Raw genomic sequence first — 18,980 nt, 5'->3', positions numbered from 1 at the left:
TCGCGCGCTTGTGACATTCGCTGTCTTGGTGCTGATCGTGTGGCTCGGGGTGCCACTGCTGCGTTGGCTGCTGCTCGACGCGACGTTGCAAGGCAGCTCGGCCGAGTGCGCGGCGCGGGGCGGCGCATGCTGGGCGTTCGTCGCCGCCAAGCTGCGGTTCTTCCTGTTCGCGTTCTATCCCGCCGATGGACTGTGGCGCCCCGTCGTGGTGTGCGGGCTGCTGATCGCCCTGCTGCTCGCGAGCGCGATGCCGCGCCTGTGGAGCGCCCGCCTCGTCGTGGCGTGGCCGGTCGTGATCGGTGTCTGTCTGGCGCTGATGAGCGGCCTGCCGGGCGGAAGTGTGGTGTCCTCCAACCAATGGGGTGGGCTTCCGATCACGTTGCTGGTGTGGATGATCTGTTTCACCACGTCGGTGCCGATCGCCGTGCTGCTGTCGCTGGCGCGGCGGTCCCGGATGCGGGTCGTGCGCTGGCTCGCCATCGGTTACATCGAACTGATGCGGGCGATCCCAATGGTTGCCATCCTGTACTTCGCCACGTTGATTCTGCCGATGGCACTGCCGGGCAGCGTTCCGCTGGACAAGCTGCCGCGTGCGATCGTGATGGTCGCGCTATTCTGGACCGCCTACGTTGCCGAGGTCGTGCGCGGCGGCCTGCAGGCCGTGCCGAAGGGGCAGGAGGAAGCGGCGCTGGCACTCGGGTTGGGCTACTGGCGGGCGATGCGTCTCGTCGTGCTGCCGCAGGCGCTGCGAGCCGTCGTGCCCGGCCTGGTCAATCTCGGTATCGGCTTTCTGCTCGCGACGTCGCTGCTCGCGGTGATCGGGATCATGGACATTCTGAGCGCGGCGAGGGCTGCGGCGGCCGATCCGGAGTGGCTCGGCTACTACAAGGAGTCGTTCCTGGTGGTGGCTCTCGTCTATTTTGTCATGGGCTATGGCGGCTCGCGCTACAGCCTCTGGCTGGAGCGGCGGCTCGGCTCATCCAACGGGCGCTGATCACTCTCGATCGGCTCGGCGGATGTCGTTTCGCCTCTTGGCTCGCAGTATCACTGCCGGCGAACGCTTGCTGCCTCGGTAGTGAGACCAACCGTATCAGATTGGATCAATCGCTGCCGGTCTACTCGGCCAATCATCTCTCTATCTTGGCGCGGTATTCGAATGCGGTTGCGGATTTGATGAAACGGTGGCGAGCACAAAACTGTTATCACAACTCGCCACGCGATATGAACATTGTATCGATTATTAGTGCAGTAGTTCCCGTGTTGTTATTTTTGTCGCCGTCTCGACAGCCGGTGTGGCAGCCGGCATCATTGACGAGCGAAAACGTTCGCGGTCGGGGAATAGCAACGAGTGAATGGCGCTTCCTCGCTCTGAATCCTGCGCTACCGCGAACTGGACTAATTCATTTGGTTGGTCACGGGGCCAACTCGATCCGATCGAGCAGAATTTTCTAGTTTTTTTTGAAGCATCGGAGGCGTTTGATGGCGCAATCGAAGAAGGTTGGCGGTCTGTCCCGGCGTCATTTGCTCAAGACGACCGGCGCCGCGGGGCTGGTCGCTTCGGCCGGTGCGTTGGCTGGAAGAATCTATTCGCCTGCGGTCGCTGCACCTGCACCCAAGATCCGCCTAGCCTGGACGGAGGTCGCAGCCTGCCATTCGCCACTCGGTTTCGGTGTGGCCAAGGGGCTGTATGCGAAGCACAATGTCGACGTCGAGCTGTTCTATCAGGGGGCCAGCGGGCAGACCCTGATCCAGGCTCTCGCGACCGGCAAGGCCGATGTCGGAGCGGGACTGATCGGCGATTGGCTCAAGCCTCTGGAGCAGGGCTTCGACGTCAAGCTGTTCGTCGGTTCGCATGGCGGCTGCCAGCGTCTGCTGGCCTCGCCGGCGTCGGGCATCAAGGACATTGCCGGCGTCAAGGGCAAGACGATCGCCAGCTACGATGTCGTGTCGCCGCCGAAGGTGGCGTTCCAGGTCACGCTCGCGAAGGCTGGCATCGACCCGGAGAACGACGTGACGTGGAAGGTCGTTCCATTCGATCTGGTGGGCGAGGCGGTCAACCGTGGTGACGCCGACATTGCGGCTCATCTTGACCCGTGGGCGTTCTCGATCGAGAAAAAGTTCGGGCTCACCAAGATCGCAGACACTCAGACAGGCGTGTACGAAGGGCACACCTGCTGCGTGCTGGGTGCCAATGGCGCCTTCCTCAAGGCTAACAAAGACGCACTCCGCCGTCTGGCGATTGCCAACATCGAAGTGCACGACTACGTCGCGGATCATGCCGACGAAGCCGCGCAATGGTATCTGGACGCATTGAAGCCCGCGGGGCTGACGCATGCGGAACTAACCGAGATCCTCGGTTCGTTCGTCCTGCACAATCACCCGATAGGACAGCCGCTGGTTGATCAGATCCAGAAGAGTTCGGAGGATTTGAAGCTCGTCAAAGTCCTCGATTCCAGCACGGATCCCAAAGCCTTTGCCGAGCGTGTGACCGTCAATCTGCTGGCTTGAGGGCACAGCTATGACCGATGCCATTCAGGCCGCCAGGGACGAGGCGGTCGTCGGCCACGTCGCTGCGGTCAACGGCCTCTGGCGGGACGGGCTGCTCGCCGCCGCAGCGTGGCTCGCCGCTGCACTCGTCACAATCGGGCTACCCGACGTCGTCCCTTGGGGAAGTGCATCGCTGTTCGCGTGGATCACGGCCGGTGTCGCGGCGATATTCCTCACCCTGTCGGTCATCGTGCATCGGCTCGGACGTGCAGGGGAGGTGCTGGTCCACTACGGCCCATGGGTGATCGTCGTGGGCATTTGGCTGGCAGTCTGGGAACTGACGACAGCGAAGTTCGGTTGGCTGCCTAAGCCGTTCTTTTCGCCGCCTCACGGACTTCTCAATGTTTACGTCACCGACGGCTCGCGGCTGCTGATCTGCATCGGTTATACGCTTCGGCTTTGGGCCTTGGGATTCCTGTCGGGCATCATCGTCGGTTACGGAGTCGGGGTGGCCCTCGGATGGTCGCGGCGGTTTAGCTATTGGGGCATGCCGCTGCTGAAGCTGATCGGACCGGTCCCGGCCACTGCGTGGATTCCCTGCACCTTCTACTTCTTCCCCACTACTTTCGGCGCGAGCATCTTCATTGTGGCGCTGGCGTCAGGAATTCCGGTGGCAATCCTCACCGCATCGGGGGTGGGATCCGTAAACCGAGCCTATTACGATGTCGGCCGCATTCTCGGCGCGGACAGCCGCTATCTCATTCGCCGCGTCGCGATCCCGGCGGCAATGCCCCACGTCTTCGTGGGTCTGTTCATGGCGCTGTACTATTCCTTTGCGGTGTTGGTCGTTGCGGAGATGCTCGGCGCCAAATACGGGCTCGGCTGGTACATCCAATTCCAAACGGCCTATTCGGGTTATGCCAATGTCTATGCTGCGCTGTTGATCATGGCGCTGCTCTGCGCCGGGATTATTCGTCTGCTATTCGTGGTGCGAGATCGCCTGTTGAATTGGCAGGAAGGTTTCATCTGATGGCCGATCTTGTGCTGGTTCACTCCGCCTCTCCAGACACGATCCCGGCAGACGTCGACAGCGACGGGATGGCGCTCGAGATCCGAGGCGTCAGCCACCGCTTCAAGCTGTCTGGAACGAGCTTGCCGGTCCTCGACACGATCGATCTGGACGTCGCTCCGGGAGACTTCGTTGCGTTGCTCGGCCCCTCGGGCTGCGGAAAGTCGACATTGCTGCGCCTGATAGCCGGCCTAGAACCACCGTCGAGCGGCACGATCTTCGCCGACGGTGAGCGCGTGACCGGGCCGGACCCATCCCGCAATCTGGTGTTTCAGGATCCGACCCTGTTCCCGTGGGCGAACGTGTGGAGCAATGTGGCGACCGGGCTCGAAGCGAGAGGCGTTCTCAAGCTGCAGCGCTCCCGGGTCGCTGAAGCACTGGCGCTTGTCGGCCTTGATGGCTTCGAAACGGCTTATCCGCATCAGCTATCCGGCGGCATGGCGCAACGGGCGTCCTTGGCACGCGCCTTGGTCAACGATCCGTCGCTGCTGCTGTTGGATGAGCCGCTCGGCAAGCTCGACTCGCTCACGCGATTGACGTTGCAGGACGAGCTGGTGCGGCTGTGGCAAAAGAAAAGGTTCACCGCGATCCTGGTCACGCATGATGTCGAGGAGGCGCTATTGCTCGCCTCCCGTATTCTAGTGTTCGGCGAAAGACCGGCTCGGATCAAAGCTGAATTTCTGTTCGACGAACCCTATCCCCGACACCGCGATGATCCGGTGCTGGTCGAGCTGCGCCGCCAAATCCTCAGCACGCTGGGTGTTGCGACGTGATCCGATGAACATGGTCGGCCGCGCATTGTTGGCGTTCGGAGCGTTGATGCTGGTCAGCGCAGTGGGATGGTGGTGGATCACGTTTGGCGATGTCGTGAGGTTCTCGTACTTGAGTGCCTCGGAGGCCGCAACCTGCCTCGTCGGCAACTCGTCGGTGTGCGAGCTCGCGCGTTCACTATGTCGCGCGTCGCATCCGTCTGTCGTTGCGAGCTATTGGTGGGGAACGTTTTGGATCGGCGTCGCGATGACGTCCGTCAGTCTCACGGTGACAACGCCACGTTCGCAATAGGCGGCGCGTGGGCCGTGCAGAGCTGCTTGCGAAGCAGCGTCGATACCGCGTCGTAGGAATCGACGGAAGGATCGCCAACAGCAGATCTCGCGCAAAGCGGTTAGCGCGTACCAATTACAATCCACCGTAGTCGCAAATTCGCCTGTCCGCGTCTTTCAGAGAACGATGCGGATGTGAGTTGGCAGACTATGAAAGCTAATCCTTGCAAGAATACGGTAATTCACACAGCTGTGAGTTGTTAGTTGATGCCGTCGGCGACGCGATGATCGCGACGATCGAGGATGGCAGAAAGGAACTGGGATGAGATTGTCGGTGACGCGAGGCGCGCCTGTGGGGACGTCGTGTTGCTGACAGGTCTGGTGAAAGAAGTCGCGCGGTCGGCAGCGTTGTCATCGGTTTCCTTTGGTCGTTCTAGTCAGGGCCGTGCCGTCTTTGAGCAGCGGTGCGACGTGACCCGTCGTTGTGTTGGAGCGAGATCTGCCGTGCTGGAGCGTCGTGCATCGTGACCGAGACCGGCCAAAACTGCGCGGCCCAGGCAATGCGGATGGCCGCGACGGCACCGGCCTTTCCGGAGCTGGAAGGTCGACATCCTTGTTTCAGCACAACGGCCGAGGGGCACGCACGCGCGGCGCGCCTCCATCTGCCTGTGAGTCCGGGGTGCAATATCGATTGCGCGTTCTGTATTCGTGACTTCAACCGGCGCGATCAGCGTCCCGGTGTCGCCACGCGTCTACTGACGCCTCAGCAGGCGGTGGCCATTGTCGCGAGGGCGCTCGAGCTCTGCCCGTCCATCAACGTAGTCGGCATCGCCGGGCCGGGTGATCCGCTGGCGACGCCGCATGCGCTTCAGACGTTCGCGTTGGTCCGCGAGCGTTGGCCCGAGTTGGTCCTCTGCCTATCGACCAATGGTCTGATGCTGCCGGACCGCATCGATGAGATCGCAGCGCTCGGGATTTCGACACTGACGGTGACGGTCAATGCGGTCGATCCGCAGATCCAAGCGCAGGTGACGCCGAAGATCGCGTGGCAACGGAAGCGATTGAACGGCGTCGTCGCCGGCGAGCGACTGATCGCCAATCAACTCGAGGGGATTGCCCGCGCCGCCGCCCACGGTCTGACCGTCAAAGTCAACACTGTGCTGATTCCGACGGTCAACGACCATCACATCGAAGCCGTCGCCGAACGCGTCGCGGCGGCCGGCGCAAATCTCATCAACATCATTCCGCTGATCCCGCAGCACGGCTTCGCGCATCTGAAGCCGCCTGGAATGCTCATGCGATACGCGGCGCGTGCCGCGGCGGAGAAGTATCTGCGGGTGTTCACCCATTGCCAGCGGTGCAGGGCCGATGCCTGCGGCATTCCCGGCGTCAGCGATTACGCCCAGCAGCTCTATGGTGACGACATCGTCGCCGAACCGACCTTTTCGCACGGCTGAGGTCAGTTCCTTCCTGAGACAACCTGGAGACATGACACATGGCGAAACAACTCAAGCAGATCGCGATCTACGGCAAAGGCGGCATCGGGAAATCGACCACGACGTCCAACATCAGCGCCGCGCTTGCAGAGGCCGGCTACAAGGTCATGCAATTCGGCGCCGACCCGAAGGCGGATTCGACCAACACGCTTCGCGGCGGAGAGTACATTCCGTCGGTCCTCGATCTTTTGGCCGAACGCCGCCGCGTGGATGCCTATGAGGCGATATTTCAAGGCTTCGGTGGCATCTATTGCGTCGAGGCCGGCGGCCCGCAACCGGGCGTCGGATGCGCGGGGCGGGGCATCATTACAGCCGTTGAGCTGCTCAAGCAGCAACGGGTCTTCGAAGAGCTGGACCTCGACATCGTGATCTACGACGTGCTCGGCGACGTCGTGTGCGGCGGCTTCGCCGTGCCGGTGCGCGAAGGCATCGCCGAACATGTGTTCACGGTGTCGTCATCCGACTTCATGGCGATCTATGCAGCCAACAATCTGTTTCGTGGCATCGAGCGGTTCTCGAACTCGGGCGGTGCGCTGCTCGGCGGGATCATCGCCAACTCGATCAACACCGACTTTCAGCGCGAGGTGATCGATGATTTTGCGGCGCATACCGATACGCCAATCGTGCAGTACGTTCCGCGTTCGCTGACGGTGACTCAGGCTGAGCTCAGCGGGCGGACGACCATCGAGGCGGCGCCGCAATCGGCGCAAGCCGACGTCTATCGGCAACTGGCGCGCCGGATTGCCGAACACACCGAGTCGAAGGTGCCGACGCCATTGAATCCGCAGCAGCTTCGCGAATGGTCCGCTCGCTGGGCTGACCATCTGGTTGCTGCCGAACGTGCCGAGGCGGAGCGGCAGGTGGCCTGATTCCGGCTGTGGCGGCATTCGCGCGAGCGTGTCGCAGACTCTTCCTCCAGCTTTAGAGGCGCAGAATGGTTCTGAATCTGAAGACATCGAGCGTCGAGACCCGCGAACAGCGGCTCGGCACCATCATCGGATGGGACGGTACCGCGTCGAAGCTGGCCGACGAGTCGGCGTTTTCGCGCGGCGACTGTGGCGGCTGCGGAACGAAGGCGCGACGGGTTTGCGAGCTTGAAGGACCGTTTACCCAGGGTTCGGTCTGCAGCGAGCAAATGGTGGAGTGTCAGGCCGGCAATATCCGAGACGCCGTCCTGATCCAGCATTCGCCGATCGGCTGTGGGGCGGGGCAGGTGATCTATAATTCGATCTATCGCAACGGCCTGGCGATGCGTGGGTTGCCGGTCCAGAACATTCGGTTCATCTCGACCAATCTGCGCGAACGCGACATGGTCTATGGCGGGGCCGAAAAGCTGGCCGAAGCGATCCGGCTGGCCGTCGAACGCCACCAACCCAAGGCGGTGTTCATCGCGACGTCCTGCGCCAGCGGCATCATCGGCGATGACATCGAGAGCGTTGCGCGGACGGCCGAAACTGAATTCGGCATCCCGATCATCCCGCTGCATTGCGAAGGCTTCAAATCCAAGCACTGGTCGACCGGATTTGATGCGACCCAGCACGGCATTTTGCGGCAGATCGTGCGCCGCAACCCGGAGAAGCGCCAGGACGATCTGATCAACGTGATCAATCTGTGGGGCACCGACGTCTTCAGCCCGATGCTCGGCGAACTCGGTCTGCGTGTGAACTATGTGGTCGACATGGCGACGGTCGAGGAACTCGCGCAGATGTCGGAGGCGCGCGCGACCGTCAGCTTTTGCTACACGCTCGGCACCTATCTGGCGACGGCATTGGAGCAGGAGTTCGGCGTCGAGCAGATCAAGGCGCCACAACCCTACGGGTTTGCGGGGACGGATGCGTGGCTGCGTGAGCTTGCCCGTGTCACAGGCCGCGAGGCGCAAGCCGAAGATTACATCGCCCGCGAGCATGCACGGGTCAAGCCGCTGCTCGATGAGTTGCGGCCGAAACTGAAAGGCCTCAAGGGCTATGTGGCGACCGGCTCCGCCTATTCTCACGGTCTGATCGGGGTGCTTCGCGAGATCGGGGTGGAGGTGGATGGATCCTTGGTGTTCCACCACGATCCGGTCTACGACAGCGAGGATCCCAGGCAGGACTCGCTCGGCCATCTGATCGAGAATTATGGCGACGTTCGCCACTTCACCGTGGGCAATCGTCAGCAGTACCAGTTCTACAATCTGCTTCAGCGGGTGAAGCCGGACTTCATTATCATCCGGCACAACGGGTTGGCGCCACTTGCCGCCCGCCTCGGAATTCCCGCCATTCCGCTCGGCGATGAGCACCATGCCTTGGGCTATCAAGGCATGGTGAACCTCGGGGAATCGATCCTCGCCGCGCTCCAGCATCGCAAATTCCATAAGGATATCGCGAAGCGGGTGAGCCTTCCGTACAAGCAATCCTGGCTGGCGCAGAAGGATCCGTTCGCGCTTGCGCGAGCCGCCTCGTAAAGGGACACATCATGGCTATCCTTGCCCTCAAGTCGCGACCGACGGAAATCACGCCCGATGCCGCCAAGTCGGGTGCGATCGAACTGGTGCGCTATGTGTGCGCAATCGGCGCGATGCAGACCGCTGCGGCGATCCCCAGGGTGGTGCCCATCACGCATTGCGGGCCCGGCTGTGCTGACAAGCAGTACATGAACCTCACTTTTTACAACGGCTTCCAAGGCAGTGGTTATGGGGGTGGGCCGGTCGTTCCGAGTACCAATGCATCGCAGCGCGAGGTGATTTTCGGCGGCGCCGACCGGTTGCGCGAATTGATCGAATCCTCGCAGCTGGTCTTGGATGCCGATTTGTTCGTCGTGCTCACCGGCTGTATTCCGGACCTCGTCGGAGACGACGTCGGATCGGTGGTCCGTGATTTTCAGAAGCGCGGAGTTCCGATCGTTTATGCCGAGACCGGAGGGTTTCGCGGCAACAACTTCACCGGCCACGAGGCGGTAACGCACGCGATCATCGAACAGTATCTCGGTCCCTGGGATGGCGTGCGGGAGCGGGGGACGGTCAATCTCTGGTCGCTGCTGCCATATCAGAACACGTTCTGGCGCGGCGACCTCGAGGAGATCAAGAGGCTGCTGGAGGGCATTGGCCTGAACGTCAATGTGCTGTTCGGCCCGGATTCCGAGGGATTGAGCGAGTGGCGGAACATCCCGCGCGCGCAGTTCAATTTGGTGCTGTCGCCGTGGCTTGGATTGTCGACGGCTGAGCTGCTCGCTCGCCGGTACGAGCAGCCTTATCTGCACATTCCCGTCGTTCCGATCGGCGCGCGGGAGAGCGGAGCATTTTTGCGGAAGGTGGCCGCATTCGCCGGCATCTCGGCCGATGTGGTCGAGGCGTTCATCGCCAAGGAGGAGAAGCGATACTACAACTACATCGATGGATTTACCGATTTCTACTCAGAGTATTGGTGGGGCTTGCCGGCGCGCTTTGCGGTGATCGGTGACAGTGCCTACAATCTGGCGCTGACGAAATTTCTCGTCACGCAGCTTGGATTGATTCCGGCCAAGCAAATCGTCACCGAAGATCCGCCAGTTGAGCATCGCGAAGCAATTCAGGCTGAATTCCGTGCGATCGATGACGACGTCTCGGTCGACGTGGAGTTTGTCGAAGACAGCTACACCATTCACCAAGCTCTGAGGAATGCCGACTTCGGCCACAAGCCTCCGATCATCTTTGGAACCACGTGGGAACGCGACCTGGTCAAGGAGATGAAAGGGTCATTGATTGAAGTCGGATTTCCGGCCTCCTATGAGGTCGTGTTGTCGCGGAGTTACGTCGGCTACCGTGGCGCTTTATCGCTCCTCGAACGCATCTACACCACTGTCGTCAGCCACAGCGCCTAGCGCTGGCGAAGCCGCGAGGTGGCTCCGAAGGAGCCTGTGTCGTGACATGCCGTAGGGGCCGAAGAAGCCCCCGCGCAAGCAGGGGCCGTCGCGTGTGATCGTCAAGCAGGACAGACCAGCGCGCATCTGAGGCGGGTGACCCGAGAATGCGGTGCTCGGCGTGCGCGGCGGCGCATGACTGGATGTCTGCTGTCCCAAGGCTGGCGATACCAGTAGGATAGACGGATCGCCTCCCGGCAAAATACAATCCGCCAGAACCGCCCTTATCCGTCGATCACCGGAAACTATTGATATGACAACGACCGATGTCTCCTGGCCGAAATCTCTCTGGCATGCGGTGACTGGACCCGGACCAGAGTTGCCGGCCTTACATGGCGCGGAGGAGGCCGATGTGGTGGTGATCGGCGGCGGCTTTAGTGGGCTGTCGACGGCGCTTCATCTGCGTGAGGCCGGCGTCGATGTCGCGGTCGTCGAGGCGGCGGAGCCCGGCTGGGGCGCATCCGGTCGCAACAATGGCCAGGTGATTCCGACGTTGTCGCGGCCTGACCCGGAGGACATCGTCGCCAAGCATGGTGCTGCAGGAGAGCGGCTGGTCGGGCTGATCCGCGACAGCGCATCGATCCTGTTCGATGTCGCCAAACGCCACGGCGTCGACGCCGAACAGGAGCAGAACGGCTGGGTGCAGCCGGTGCATTCGCCGGGCCGCATCAAGATCGCCGAGCGACGATTCCGGCAGTGGTCGAAGTTCGGCGCGCCGGTCGAGCTGCTGTCACGCGATCAAGTGCGCGACATGCTCGGTTCCGAAGCCTGGTTCGGCGGGTTCTGGAACAGAACCGGCGGTCACGTCAATCCGCTGGCGCTAGCACGCGGACTAGCTCGTGCCGTGCTGGCGCAAGGCGGCCGTATCTTCGCGCGCTCGCCGGCGGTGAGCATCGAGCGCCGCGGCGAGCGATGGATCGTCAAGACGGCGCAGGGCGAGATCAGCGGTCGGGCGCTGGTGGTCGCCAGCAACGCCTACACCGGCGAATTCTCCAAGACGTTGGCGCCGGCGATCGCCAGCGAGGTCATGCCGGTACGGTCGTGGCAGATGGCGACGCAGCCACTGAGCGACAATGTGCGCAAGACCATCATCCCGGGCCGCCAGGCGATGTCCGACACCCATGGCGAGTTGATCTTCGGACGGTTCGACGCGCGCAACCGCTTCGTCACCGGCGGCGCCATTATCCGGCCGTTCAACCAGGTCGCGACGCTGAAGGCGCGGGTCGGCAAGCGGCTGCAGAGCCTGTGGCCGCAGATCGGCGAGGTGCGGTTCGACTACGTCTGGAACGGCTTCATCGGCATGACGACGGACTACCTGCCGCACATCCACCGCCTCGGCCCCAACGCCTATGGTTGGACTGGCTGCAACGGCCGGGGCGTGGCGTTGTCGGTCGCGCTCGGCCGCGAACTGTCCAAAGCCGTCCGCGGCGCGCCGGATGGCGAACTGGCGCTGCCCTTCACCGAGCCGACGCCGATCCCCGCGAACGAACTGCTGCGTCCGTTCGCGCCGCTGATGATGGTGCTGTACCGGCACCGGGACGCCAAGGAGATCGGCTGACGAGGCGCGGACGAACCTGTTCTGCCGCGCCGGCCGATTACGTCTTTGCGCCGGCTTTGACTTCGTATCGGAAATCGCAACACGCGCCGCCCGACATCAGGGTGCTTGTGCGGGTCAGCTCGACGCGGGGATCGTAGCCTTCGATGAAACCGGCATCCCGGTTGCACGACAGCAGATGACCGATCTCGCCGAGACCCATCTCGCGATACATCTCGGCATAGCGGCAGCGATGCACGTCGTAGCTGAAGCCCTGATCGTCCGCGCGCAGGACCTCGACCTCCAGCGCGTCGTCCTGGGTCCACAGCCTTTGCAGCTCCGCAAAGCTGCGGATATCCGCTCCGCCCGGCACGCGTGCCGCAAAGTCGCGGCCGGCTTCGACCGCGGTCTTGGCGATGGCCTCGCCGATCAGCGATTGAGCCCGCTCCTTGCCGAGATGCGCACATAGCGTCTCGTAGATCGGCTTGATGACGCCGGCCTCGATCCGCCGGCGGGCGAGGATGCCGAGTTCCTGCTCCCCACTCATGATGAAGCCGCCTCTGCGACCGGCAGTCGCTGCAGCGCCTCGAGCAGCGCCGGACTCTCGGCGACGGCGCCGAACACGCCGCTTTTCTTGATCAGCAACTGGATCGCCGCCTCGTGAACCGCCTCGAAACACGCGCCGGTGCCGTCCGCCAGCGTCAGGCAGTCGAAGCCGCGATCGAGCGCCTCGCGCACATTGGTGTGGATGCAGCAATCGGTGGTGAGCCCGGTCAGGATCAGGTTTGTGATACCGCGCTCCCGCAGATGTTTCTCGATGCCGGTGAAGCCGAAGGCGCCGTAGGACGGCTTGTCGAACACCGGCTCTCCATCCTGCGGCGCGAGCTCCGGGATGATCTGCCAGCACTCGGCACCCTCGATCAGGTAGCGTCCCTTCGGCCCCTCGTCGCCGACCGCCACACCCTTGCCGTCGATGCCGCGCCAGAGCCGATGCGGCTGGACGTCCGAAAGGTCGGGCTTGAAGGTCTCGCGGGTATGGATCACCGGCATGCCGACCGCGCGGCAGGCCGCCAGCACGCGGGCGATTACGGGGATCGGCCGCTGCAGGGCGGAGAGGTCGAAGCCGAACTGGTGCATGTAGCCGCCCTCGGCGCAGAAATCGCCCTGGACATCAATGACCAGCAGCGCGGTGTTGTGCGTCGTCAGCGGGCCGTGCAGCGGAAACGGATAGGGGGTGGAGTTGAGTTTCAACGGGACGTTCCTCATTTCTGCACCCACAGGTCATACCAGCTGCTCGAAGGCCAGCGCGGGGTGTTGCGGTCATTGCGCAGCTTCTTGTTCGTGACCGTAATGAATTCGCGGTCGGTCGCCATCCAGACCGGCACCTCTGTGTTCGCCAGCTTGACGAATTCGGCGTAGAGCCGCTTGCGTGCCTGCGGATCGAGCTCGATTGCGGCCTTGTCGATCACCCGGTCGATCTCGGCATCCTGCCAGCCCCATTGGTTGGTCCATGGCGCTCCCTTGGTGGCGCCGGAGCGATACCAGACCGTCGTGCTGACCGCAGGGTCGCTCCTGTACTGGTGGCGTCCGGTTGCCAGGTCGAAATTCCAATCGCGGTACACGTCGGACAAGAAGCCGGCCGCATCACGCGGTACGATCTCGACCTGAATGCCGACCTCTGTCAGCGATTGCTGGATGAAGGTGGCGAAGGAGCTGACGTCCTCGCCCCACGGTGCGGGCAGCAGTCGTAGCTTGAAGCGTTGCCCGTTGGTGCGCGGATATCCAGCCTCGTCCAGCAGCTTATTGGCGAGCGCGACGTCGTATTTCAGATCCGGCGCGCCTGCGACGAAGAAGTCCGACGACTGGGGGATCGGGCCCTGGCCGCGTTTGCCGAAGCCATAGAGCAGGTTCTCGATGAAGAAGTCGGTATTGATCGCGTGTATGATGGCGCGGCGGACGCGAATATCCGCCAGCTCCTTGCGGCGGAAATTGAACTCCACCGTATTCTGCACTGCGTTGCCTTCGTTGCCCTTGGTGGAGACGATGAAATCCTTGTGCTCGCGCAGCCGATTGATGTCCGACAACGTCAACGACGTGTAGGCGCTGAGGTCCACCGAGCCGGTTTCCAACGCCATCGCCGCAGCGGTCTTGTCGGGAATGAACTTCCACACGATCCGGTCGAGATACGGGAAGCCCTTGCGCCAGTAGTCCGGGTTGCGCTCGGCGATGATGTACTGACCGCGCTCGTACTTCACGAATTTGAACGGGCCAGTCCCGATCGGCTCGATATTCGCCGGGTTTTCGAGAATATTCGTGCCCTCATAGATATGCTTCGGCGCGATATATCCGAGGTCGGGCAAAGCGCGCAGCAGCAGGTCCAGCGGCATCGGTTCGGAATACTGGAACACGGCCGTGAGCGGGTCCGGCGTATCGACCGCTTGCAGGCTCTTCTGCAAGGTCGAGCCGTAGTTCAGGTACTTCTTCCACAGCTCCATCGCCGTGTACTGAACATCTGCCGATGTGAACGGCTTGCCGTCATGCCATTTGACGTTCTCACGCAGGTTGAAGGTGATCGTCTTGCCGTCGGCTGACGTTTTCCAGGCTGTCGCCAACACGCCGACCGGGCGGCCTTGATCGTCCAGATCCACCAGCGGCTCGACGATCTTGCTACCGACCAGGTAAACATCGACCGATGCCCGGATCGCAGGGTTCAGCACGCGCTGCTCGGCATTCATGTGGACGTTCAAGACGCCACCCCGGATAGGAGCGTCCTGCGCATGAACGATGCTGGGCTGGGTGACGGCGAGGGCGGCAAAAGCGACCGAGGAGAGGAAGGCGCGTCGTGAGAGGTGCTGCATCGTCATGGTTTCGGCTCCGTTCAGCGGATGCGATGTTCGTGCGGCCGGCAATGTCTCGACCGAGACGGTGCGCTAGCCGGGGCGGGCGGGCTCAACAGACGCGGAGAAGGAATTACTCTCTCCGATCATCTTTGTAGTTGAATTTTTCTCACATAAATCAAGGATATATCCGGATTTTTAACCGTCAATAGCTGATAATTATGAGAATTATTCAATATATGAGGGGTGAAGATGATTGAGCGCGGCGAGCCCCCACTGACCTCGGTGCGCGCCTTCGAAGCGGTCGCACGGCTCGGCGGCGCCACCGCCGCTGGCCGTGAACTGGGGGTCTCGCCTTCGGCGATCAGCCATCAACTTGCCGTGCTCGATGACTTCATGGGGCAGCCGCTGACGCGGCGTCAGGGGCGGGGCCTCGTTTTGACCGACGCGGGGCGCGAGTATTTTCGCTCGGTTCGCACCGCGTTCGCCGTCCTGCGCGGCGCGACTGATCAGCTTCGGGAGGGCAGCCGAAGTACGCAGGTTCGGCTCGGCGTCATCCCGCTGTTCGCCAGGGCCTGGCTATTCCGTCATATCCAGGAGTTTTTGGATCGGAATCCGGATATCGATCTCAGCATCTCCTACACCCACCATCGCAACTACGTCAGCGATTCCGCGGATCTGTCGGTTCGGTTCGGCGAGGGCAGTTGGAAGGGCTACAAAGCTCATCGGATTCTATCCGGCGCAATCGCGCCGTATTGCAGCCGGGCCTTCCTGGCCCGACATCGGGAAGCGGCCACCGATCCGAAATTGCTGCAGAACTACACGCTGATTCACGATCAGGACTTCGGCGGTTGGCAGCAATGGTGGGATCTACACCACATCGAGGGCGAGCCCGGCACCGGGCTGTTGGTGGAGGACGGCAATCTCGCCTTGCAGGCGGCGCTGGATGGTCTGGGCATCGCTCTGCTGCGTCCCTCGCTCGTCGATGTCTTTGTCGACGAAGGAGGGCTGTCACGCCTCTTCGACCATCAGATTGAGGATGGCCGAGACTATTACCTCTGTCACCTCGTTGAGCAGCCGTTGTCGGAGGCAGAAGGGCGCCTTGTCAGTTGGATCATCGATCGTTGTCGGCATTCTGGCTAGCGGCACCCATCCACGTGGAGCTGCCGGCAGGCGACGATCTGGTCCGTAGCTCGGCTAGGTCACCGCGTGGCAGCGCGCGAAATCTCCGCCAGGGATCGAGGCGAGCAGGGCTTGCGTGTAGGGGTGCTGCGGGGCGTTGAAGACGTTACCGGCGGGGCCGTGCTCGACGACAGCGCCGTCCTTCATCACGGCGACGAGGTCGCAGATCTGCGCGGCGACGCGCAGATCGTGGGTGATGAAGATAATCGACAGCCCAAGTTGCTCGCGCAAGCCGGTCAGCAGCTTGAGAACCTGCGCTTGCACCGAAACGTCGAGCGCCGATACGGCTTCATCCGCGATCAGCACGTCGGGCTTCAGCGCCAGCGCACGGGCGAGGCCGATCCGTTGGCGCTGACCGCCAGAGAATTCGTGTGGCAGCCGGTCGCCGGCGGCGGGATCGAGCCCGACCAGCTCGAACAGTTTGCGGGCTTCGGCGATCGCCTGCTTGCGCGGCGTGCCGTGGATGATCGGGCCTTGCGCGACCAGCTCCTCGGCCTTGTGCCGCGGATTGAGCGAGGCGAACGGGTCCTGAAACACCATCTGCATGTAGCGCGTTTCGCGCCGCACCTGCTCGCGCGGCATCGTCGCCCAGTCACGGCCGTCCAGCAGGATCGAGCCCGCGTCTGGATCGAGCAGCCGGATAATGCAGCGCGCCAGCGTTGACTTGCCGGAGCCGCTCTCGCCAACGATGCCGAGGGTCGCTCCCTTCGGCAATTTCAGCGAGACGTTCTTGACTGCGTCGGTGACGCGCGCGCCGCGGCCGAGAAAGCCGCCGGTGCGGAACGTCTTCGATACGTTGTCGATGCTCAGGACCGTGTCGCTGCCGAACGGACGCGGAGGCGGGGCGGTCAGCGGCGGCACCGCCGCGATCAGTTGCCGCGTATAAGCATGCTGTGGCCGGTTCAGCACGTCGTCGGCCTTGCCCTGTTCGACGATGACGCCGTGCTGCATCACCACGACGCGGTCGGCGATCTCGGCGACGACGCCGAAATCATGGGTGATGAACAGCACCGCCGTGTTGCGCCGGCTTTGGAGTTCGCGGATCAGAGTGAGGATCTGCGCTTGTGTGGTGACGTCGAGCGCGGTCGTTGGTTCGTCGGCGATCAGCAGCTTGGGATCGAGCGCTAGCGCCATCGCGATCATGGCGCGCTGGCGCTGGCCGCCGGAGAGCTCGTGCGGATACGCGCCGGCGGCACGCGCCGGATCGGGGATGCGCACGTCGGTCAGCAGCGCCAGCACCTTGGCCTTGATGTCACGCTTCGACAGATCGGTATGGATCGAGAACATCTCGCCGATCTGATCACCGATGGTGCGCAGCGGATTGAGCGCGGTCATCGGCTCCTGAAACACCATGGCGATGCCTGCGCCGCGAACCTTGCGCATTTCCGAGGCGCTGGCCTGCGCAAGGTCACGCCCCTCGAACAGCACGCAGCCACCATCGAGGGCGACGCCGCCGGGTAGGAGCTGCATCACGGCGTTCGCCATGATCGATTTGCCGGAGCCGGACTCGCCGACCACGCAAAGGATTTCGCCGGCGGCGATCGTCAGCGATGCTTCGCGCACCGCGTGCGACCGGTCGGCGCCGGCGGGCAGCCGGACGCTGAGTTTGTCGAGCGTGAGAACTGCGGGCGTGGTCATCGGCCCTTCAGCCTCGGGTTGAGCGCATCGTTGAGGCCCTGGCCGACCAGCGACACCGCCAGCACGGTGATCAAGATGGCGATGCCGGGGATCGCGGCGACGTACCATTGGACGCGCAACACGTCGCGGCCGAGCCCGATCAGATTGCCCCAGGAGGCGACATTCGGATCTGACAGCCGCAGGAAGGCCAGTGCGCTCTCGAGCAGGATCGCCACCGCCATCACCACGCTGGCATAGACGATCACCGGCGGCAGCGCGTTGGGCAGGATCTCGCCGAGGATCAACTGCAGATCCTTCATGCCCAGCGTGCGACCTGCTTGCACGAACTCGCGATTGCGCAAGCTGAGGAATTCGGCACGCGTCAGTCGTGCTGGCGCCGGCCACGACACGATGCCGACCGCGATCGTCACCGTCGTCAGCGTCGAGCCGAACACCGCGACCAGCACCAGCAGCAGCACGAAGTTCGGCAGGGTCTGGAATGCCTCTGTAATTCGCATCAGGACGGTGTCGACCCAGCCGCCGAAATAGCCCGCGAACGCGCCGATCAGCACGCCGATGAGAATAGCGATCACGGTGGCGGCGCCGCCGATCAGCAGCGCGATCCGTGCGCCGTGGAAGATCTGGGCGGCGATGTCACGGCCGGAATTGTCGGTGCCGAGCAAGAAACGCGGATTGCTGAATGGCCAAATCAGGGGGCGGCCGGCTAGCGCCAGCGGATCGCGCGGATAGATCCAGCCGGCGCTGATTGCCATGCCGATGACGAGCAGCAACAGGATCAGGCCGACGATGGCGGCCGGGCTGCGGAAGTAGCGTTTGAGTGCATCCATCGCGTCAAGTCCCCGACGAGATGCGTGGGTCGAGGCGGGCGTAGAGCAGGTCGACCAGGAAGTTGACGGCGATCACCAGGAGCGCCGAGACGAACACGATACCAAGTAGCGTGTTGAGGTCGCGCTGCACGACCGATTCATATGCAAGTCGGCCGAGGCCCGGCAGCGAGAACACGCTCTCGACGACCACCGAGCCGCCCAGCATGGTGCCCGCCTGCAGGCCGATCAGAGTCACCATCGGCAGCAGCGCGTTGCGAAGCACATGGCGGACGACGACGCGGGTCTCGTCGAGTCCCTTGGCGCGTGCTGTGCGAACGAAATCGAGATTGAGCACTTCGAGCATGGAGGCCCGCATGATGCGCAAGTAGATCGCCAGGAAGATCAGCCCGAGCGTCAGCGCCGGGAGCACCAGATGCGCCGCGATATCGAGCGTTCGCGCAAGCCCGGTCGCCGCTTGGCCGATGTCCTCGAAGCCGCCTGCCGGCAGCCATTGCAGATAGACCGAGAACACCACGATGGCCATCAGCCCGAACCAGAACGACGGGGTCGCGTAGAAGATCAGGCCCAGCGTCGAAATCAGGGTGTCCGGCCACTTGTTGACGCCGCGTGCGGCGACCACGCCGAGCACGAGGCCCGCGAAGAACGCGAACGAGAGCGACGCGGTCATCAGCAGCAGCGTCGGCGGCAGCCGTTCGAGGATCACGCTCGCGACCGGCTTGCCGTAGATCGACGAGAAGCCGAGGTCGAACCGCACCAGCCGCCACAGATAGTGGCCGAGCTGCATCGGGATCGACAGATCGAGCCCGTAGAACTGCCGCAGTTCGCGCGCGGTCGCGGCGTCGCCGCCACCCATCTGTGCCATCATCGCGTCGACGGTGTCGCCCGGCGCGAATTGCAGGAGCAGGAAGATGCCGATCAGGATGAGAAACAAGGTCGGGATCGAGGCGGCGAGCCGCCGCCCCGCGAGGTTCAGGATACGCATGCAGCTATACTG

Annotated in this window: 16 protein-coding genes; 10 read left to right on the top strand and 6 right to left on the bottom strand. The window is 63.0% G+C overall.

The genetic code is table 11. From position 1 onward, the window contains the following. The first annotated feature begins 28 nt into the window (after nt 1-28). From DY467_RS17805 to DY467_RS17765, 9 genes are all read left to right on the top strand, one after another. The gene (locus tag DY467_RS17805) at nt 29-994 is read left to right on the top strand and encodes an amino acid ABC transporter permease (RefSeq protein WP_349627657.1); all 966 of its coding nucleotides are present in this window, start codon (nt 29-31) and stop codon (nt 992-994) included. Between the two features lie 485 nt (nt 995-1,479). Then, nucleotides 1,480-2,508, top strand: a complete 1,029-nt coding sequence (locus DY467_RS17800; protein WP_164637923.1) for an ABC transporter substrate-binding protein — start codon at nt 1,480-1,482, stop codon at nt 2,506-2,508. 10 nt (nt 2,509-2,518) lie between these two features. Further along, complete coding sequence (locus DY467_RS17795; protein ID WP_164637921.1) at nt 2,519-3,517, top strand: ABC transporter permease; 999 nt, start codon at nt 2,519-2,521, stop codon at nt 3,515-3,517. Beyond that, nucleotides 3,517-4,329 carry an ABC transporter ATP-binding protein gene (locus DY467_RS17790; RefSeq protein ID WP_164637919.1) on the top strand — a complete coding sequence of 271 codons (813 nt, stop codon included), beginning with the start codon at nt 3,517-3,519 and terminating at the stop codon, nt 4,327-4,329. The genes DY467_RS17795 and DY467_RS17790 overlap by 1 nt, the downstream gene beginning before the upstream one ends. 791 nt (nt 4,330-5,120) lie before the next feature. Next, nucleotides 5,121-6,053, top strand: a complete 933-nt coding sequence (locus tag DY467_RS17785; protein ID WP_264055403.1) for a radical SAM protein — start codon at nt 5,121-5,123, stop codon at nt 6,051-6,053. 38 nt (nt 6,054-6,091) lie between these two features. After that, on the top strand, nt 6,092-6,961 hold the full coding sequence (locus DY467_RS17780) for a nucleotide-binding protein (RefSeq protein WP_011158185.1): 870 nt from the start codon (nt 6,092-6,094) through the stop codon (nt 6,959-6,961). A 65-nt stretch (nt 6,962-7,026) separates the two neighbouring features. Beyond that, on the top strand, nt 7,027-8,535 hold the full coding sequence (locus DY467_RS17775; RefSeq protein ID WP_164637917.1) for a nitrogenase component 1: 1,509 nt from the start codon (nt 7,027-7,029) through the stop codon (nt 8,533-8,535). A gap of 11 nt (nt 8,536-8,546) precedes the next feature. After that, entirely contained in the window at nt 8,547-9,929 is a 1,383-nt protein-coding gene (locus DY467_RS17770; protein ID WP_164637915.1) for a nitrogenase component 1, read from the top strand. A 292-nt stretch (nt 9,930-10,221) separates the two neighbouring features. Next, nucleotides 10,222-11,526 carry an NAD(P)/FAD-dependent oxidoreductase gene (locus DY467_RS17765; RefSeq protein ID WP_164637913.1) on the top strand — a complete coding sequence of 435 codons (1,305 nt, stop codon included), beginning with the start codon at nt 10,222-10,224 and terminating at the stop codon, nt 11,524-11,526. A gap of 37 nt (nt 11,527-11,563) precedes the next feature. On the opposite strand, the gene DY467_RS17760 is transcribed toward DY467_RS17765, so the two are convergent. The 3 genes from DY467_RS17760 to DY467_RS17750 are packed head-to-tail and all read right to left on the bottom strand — an operon-like array spanning nt 11,564 to nt 14,366. Further along, nucleotides 11,564-12,049 carry an L-2-amino-thiazoline-4-carboxylic acid hydrolase gene (locus DY467_RS17760; RefSeq protein WP_164637912.1) on the bottom strand — a complete coding sequence of 162 codons (486 nt, stop codon included), beginning with the start codon at nt 12,047-12,049 and terminating at the stop codon, nt 11,564-11,566. Then, entirely contained in the window at nt 12,046-12,753 is a 708-nt protein-coding gene (locus tag DY467_RS17755) for a cysteine hydrolase family protein (protein WP_246701571.1), read from the bottom strand. Before DY467_RS17755 ends, DY467_RS17760 begins: the two co-directional genes overlap by 4 nt. Before the next feature lie 11 nt (nt 12,754-12,764). Continuing rightward, entirely contained in the window at nt 12,765-14,366 is a 1,602-nt protein-coding gene (locus DY467_RS17750; protein WP_164637908.1) for an ABC transporter substrate-binding protein, read from the bottom strand. A 225-nt stretch (nt 14,367-14,591) separates the two neighbouring features. On the opposite strand from DY467_RS17750, the gene DY467_RS17745 reads away from it, so the two are divergent. Continuing rightward, complete coding sequence (locus DY467_RS17745) at nt 14,592-15,482, top strand: LysR substrate-binding domain-containing protein (RefSeq protein ID WP_164637906.1); 891 nt, start codon at nt 14,592-14,594, stop codon at nt 15,480-15,482. 54 nt (nt 15,483-15,536) lie between these two features. On the opposite strand, the gene DY467_RS17740 is transcribed toward DY467_RS17745, so the two are convergent. Genes DY467_RS17740 through DY467_RS17730 form a run of 3 tightly spaced genes read right to left on the bottom strand, consistent with a single transcriptional unit; the run spans nt 15,537 to nt 18,968 of the window. Beyond that, on the bottom strand, nt 15,537-17,159 hold the full coding sequence (locus tag DY467_RS17740; RefSeq protein ID WP_164637904.1) for an ABC transporter ATP-binding protein: 1,623 nt from the start codon (nt 17,157-17,159) through the stop codon (nt 15,537-15,539). Then, nucleotides 17,156-17,986 (bottom strand): ABC transporter permease, encoded by an 831-nt coding sequence (locus DY467_RS17735; RefSeq protein ID WP_164637902.1) that lies wholly within the window; start codon nt 17,984-17,986, stop codon nt 17,156-17,158. The genes DY467_RS17740 and DY467_RS17735 overlap by 4 nt, the downstream gene beginning before the upstream one ends. Before the next feature lie 4 nt (nt 17,987-17,990). Continuing rightward, nucleotides 17,991-18,968, bottom strand: a complete 978-nt coding sequence (locus DY467_RS17730; RefSeq protein WP_107344326.1) for an ABC transporter permease — start codon at nt 18,966-18,968, stop codon at nt 17,991-17,993. Nucleotides 18,969-18,980 lie beyond the last annotated feature (12 nt).

Origin of the sequence: Rhodopseudomonas sp. BR0G17 (assembly GCF_010907025.1) — a bacterium.
In the GTDB taxonomy this organism is placed as follows: Bacteria; Pseudomonadota; Alphaproteobacteria; order Rhizobiales; family Xanthobacteraceae; genus Rhodopseudomonas; species Rhodopseudomonas palustris_H.
This window is presented reverse-complemented; position numbering and strand designations above follow the sequence as displayed.